Genomic DNA, 3,855 nt, shown 5'->3' with positions numbered 1-3,855 from the left:
TTAATGGGTAGCCAAGACACGGCTAAATTACAAAAAGCAGTACAAGATGTTACTGCGTTAGAAAACTCGTTAAGTATGTATAAATTAGATAATTACGATTATCCAAGTACAGAGCAAGGCTTAGAAGCATTAACCCAGCAAACTGATATTGAGCCTATTCCACGTCGTTTTCCTGACGGTGGTTATGTAAAACGTCTTCCTAAAGATCCGTGGGGTAATGAATACTTTTTATTAAACCCAGGTGAACACGGGAAAATGGATGTATTTACTGCCGGTCCAGACGGAGAAGTTGGCACTGAAGATGATATTGGTAATTGGAATTTAGGCGACTATCAGTAATTAAATTACTTAAGTTAATAAGAAAGCATAACGTAAACGGATGAGTATTATTTTGAAGAGAACATTTACCACAAAAAATAAAGGTTTTACCTTACTTGAAGTATTGGTGGTGATTGCATTAATTGGCTTAATAATTTCAGCGGTGCAATTTAACTTCTCTACAAAGCGTCCAGAAGATACTTTAAAAAAAGTAAGCCAAGAATTTTCAACGCTGTTTGAAAGTGCTGCAAATTACGGCTTACTCAATAATATTGAACTGGGTTTATACCTTAATGAAAACAGTTATCAATTTCTTGGCTATGACGGCGAAAAATGGAGTGAAATACCTGAACAAGATTGGCTAGCAGTGCAAGAGTTACCTGAAGGGGTGACCTTTACCTTAGCATTAGACGATCTACCCATTGAAGAGCCGTTGCTGTTTGACTCATCCGTATTCGCCTCGGAAGAAGAAGGTTACCTTTCTTTTGACGCTATTGAAAAAGCGAAAGAAGCCAAAGATGAAGACAAATTAACACCACAAGTCTATATTTTATCTGGCGGTGACATCACACCTTTTAGTCTTACCTTTTACTTTACCGATGAAGCTTCACTTAATGAAGATTTATCTGATTTAGCCTATCGAGTCAGCGGGCTATATAGCACACCATTAACAATTGAAGGGCCAGTGTTAGATGATTAAGTCATTAAACATAAAAAACACCAAGGCTAATATTTTACAGCAACCAAACGTAAATAAGAGTAAGACAAGATCACTTGGTTTCACCCTTATCGAAGTGATGCTAGCTTTAGCGGTTTTTTCAATTGCAGGTATCGCATTACTCAGTACTGCCAGTAACAATGCCAGAAACATGGGTTATCTAGAAACTAAAATGTTTGCCGATTGGGTTGCTTCAAATCAACTAGTTGCGGTAAATCTAGATAAAACATGGCCGCCCAAAAACAATGTTAAAGGTGAAGTAAAACTTGCTGGTAGAACTTGGTACTGGCATAAAAAAGTAATTAAAACCACAGATAATGATATGCGCTCTGTTGTAATAGAAATTAGAAAAGATCCAGATGATGAATTAGCCGTAAGTAGTTTAACCACCTTTGTTTCTAAGGTGGAATCCTAATGCTATCTAGCCCCAGAATACGCGCACAACTCAATACTACTTCTAATAAAGGATTTACTTTACTAGAAGTACTCATTGCTATTGCTATATTTTCAATTATTAGTTTATCTAGCTTCACTATTTTTAACTCGGTATTATCCGGTGATGAAATGGCGAAAAAACATAGTGCCCGACAGAATGAGCTACAACGCGCTTTTTTAATTATAGAACGTGACTTTACTCAAATTTCACGCCGTACTATGCGCCTTAATGGCGAAGCACCACAAACACGTTTAATACAAACTGATAGTGAGGGTTTCGAAAACGAAGAGCAAGTTATTGCCTTTGTAAGAAACGGTTGGACTAACCCTGGGTTATTATTACCCCGTAGTGATATGCAAGCGGTAGCTTATAGAATAACTGAAGAAACCCTTGAACGTTTACATTTCAACTTTGTTGATTCCGTGGTGGGTGAAGAACCAAAAGTAAGACCTTTGATTCATGATGTTACCGAGATAAATTTTGAATATTATGATGGGAAAGACTGGCTAGAACTTTGGGAAAAGGAGACTTTACCTTTGGCAATAGCCATTGAAATCGACACAAAAGATTATGGCCTTATACGACGTCAATATTTAGTGCCTGGTGATGGGCAGCTTCAAACGACATCGAACAGAGCATTAGGTTTGGGCTCGTGATGATAAATTTAAAAAGGTTACACAAGCAGCAAGGTGTCGCGCTAATAACAGTAATGCTTATTGTTGCACTTTGTGCGGTTATTGCTAGCCAAATGACGGCGCGCTTGCAGGTACAAATGCAACGAAGTGCTAATGTTAGCTTTAACCAACAAGCTTATTGGTATGCCATGGGTGCAGAAGCTTTTACTAAAAGAGTATTAATTAAAGTTTTCCAAGCAGAGCCAAATGTTACCAACTTAAGTCAAGCTTGGGCAGGAGGTGAAAATACCTTTCCGGTCGATTTTGGTGAAATAACAGGTGAAATCACCGATCTACAAAGCTGTTTGAACTTAAATGCCTTACGCGCCCCATTTGAAGAAAGCGAAAACACAAGTAGCCGAAACAACAGAAATCAAGAGGAAAACAAAGCCCCTGCTCGTCTTGCCTTTGAAGCACTGTTAATTAATTTACAGCTAGAAAATGTGAGTCAATTTGAAGCTGAATCAATGGCAGATGCTCTTACTGATTGGCTAGATGCTGATACCAGTATCAGTAGTGCCGGTGGCGCAGAAGATAATGATTATGCTTCACGTGAATTTCCTTATCTTGCAGCCAATAATTATTTAGCCAGTGTTAATGAGTTAAGGGTAGTTGAGCATTTTACTCCTGCTATTATAAATGCGATTAAGCCTTATGTTTGCGTTATTCCTGGCAGTGAATTACACCAAGTGAACATTAACACTATCGACAGTGAACACGTTGAATTATTGCAAGCGCTACTTGGCTCAACATTAGAACAAGCACAAGACGTATTAAGTGCCAGAGGTGAAAAAGGTTTTGACTCGCTCGATACTTTTTACAATTTACCAACGGTTGTACAAATTGAAAACTTCAATGATAAAAAAGACAGCTTTGCTATTGATAGCGAATATTTTAACCTGAAAGCGAGCGCGAGTTTTAATGAAAGTTATTATGCCATGAACTCAGTAATGAAAATAACCGAGAATAAATATATCAATGTGCTCAGTCGCACCGTAGGACGAAATTAATGGCCGAAACTTTATATATACGCCTAGGTAGCCAAGCCCAAGATGAAATATCTTGGTTGATATTCAACACGCTAGAGCAAGAGATTATTGCCAGTGGTGTGTTACCCCATGCTGAGCAGTTAAGTGAATTAACTGAAAAAGCCCAGCAACGTGTGGTTAAGGTTTTTGTGCCTGGCTGCGACGTGTTATTAAAACGTTTAACGCTGCCAACTAAGTCACACCGAGCAATGCTTTCTGCCGTGCCTTACATGTTAGAAGATGAATTAGCACAAGATGTTGATGAGTTATTCTTTGCCTACGCCAATATTACTAACGATAACAGCGAGCACAACTGCTTTGTTGCCATCACTCAACGAGCACAAATGTTATTGTGGCAGTCTTGGTTAGCGGCAGCCGATATTAACACTAAGCATATGTTGCCTGATGTTTTGGCGATGCCGTATGTTAACGAACAATGGAGCGCTATTGCGCTGCATCCTGAGCGTGTTTCATCGCAAAGTAGCTTAACTGAGCAAAACGTAGCTGGACAAGCTAAGCAAACGCAAATAATTATTCGTCAAGGTGAATGGCAAGGCTATGCGCTTGATAGTGAAGCTTGGCAATTTACGCTACAAAATAAAATTGCGTTAGCGCAAGCGGCAGAAGTCGCTAGCGATAAAAAAAATGCAGCTAAAAACACAGGTAAAAGTGATGCAACCT

Annotated in this window: 6 protein-coding genes; all 6 read left to right on the top strand. The window is 38.9% G+C overall.

What is annotated here, in order from left to right; all coding sequences use genetic code 11:
* A partial coding sequence (gene gspG / locus KO509_RS00055) for a type II secretion system major pseudopilin GspG (protein ID WP_215971243.1) occupies nt 1–339 on the top strand: 339 nt, incomplete at its 5' end.
* Nucleotides 340–391: 52 nt separating this feature from the next.
* The gene (gene gspH, locus KO509_RS00050; RefSeq protein WP_252727306.1) at nt 392–1,018 is read left to right on the top strand and encodes a type II secretion system minor pseudopilin GspH; all 627 of its coding nucleotides are present in this window, start codon (nt 392–394) and stop codon (nt 1,016–1,018) included.
* The gene (gene gspI / locus KO509_RS00045; protein WP_215971241.1) at nt 1,011–1,451 is read left to right on the top strand and encodes a type II secretion system minor pseudopilin GspI; all 441 of its coding nucleotides are present in this window, start codon (nt 1,011–1,013) and stop codon (nt 1,449–1,451) included. Before gspH ends, gspI begins: the two co-directional genes overlap by 8 nt.
* Nucleotides 1,451–2,128, top strand: a complete 678-nt coding sequence (gene gspJ / locus KO509_RS00040) for a type II secretion system minor pseudopilin GspJ (protein ID WP_215971240.1) — start codon at nt 1,451–1,453, stop codon at nt 2,126–2,128. The genes gspI and gspJ overlap by 1 nt, the downstream gene beginning before the upstream one ends.
* Nucleotides 2,128–3,156, top strand: a complete 1,029-nt coding sequence (gspK, locus tag KO509_RS00035) for a type II secretion system minor pseudopilin GspK (RefSeq protein ID WP_215971244.1) — start codon at nt 2,128–2,130, stop codon at nt 3,154–3,156. Before gspJ ends, gspK begins: the two co-directional genes overlap by 1 nt.
* On the top strand, nt 3,156–3,855 hold a 700-nt coding region (gene gspL / locus KO509_RS00030; protein ID WP_252727305.1), incomplete at its 3' end, for a type II secretion system protein GspL. The genes gspK and gspL, both read left to right, overlap by 1 nt.

The organism is Colwellia sp. C2M11 (genome assembly GCF_018860915.1).
GTDB lineage: Bacteria > Pseudomonadota > Gammaproteobacteria > Enterobacterales > Alteromonadaceae > Colwellia.
The sequence above is the reverse complement of the archived record's forward strand: the minus strand, read 5'-3'. Positions and strand labels throughout refer to the sequence as shown.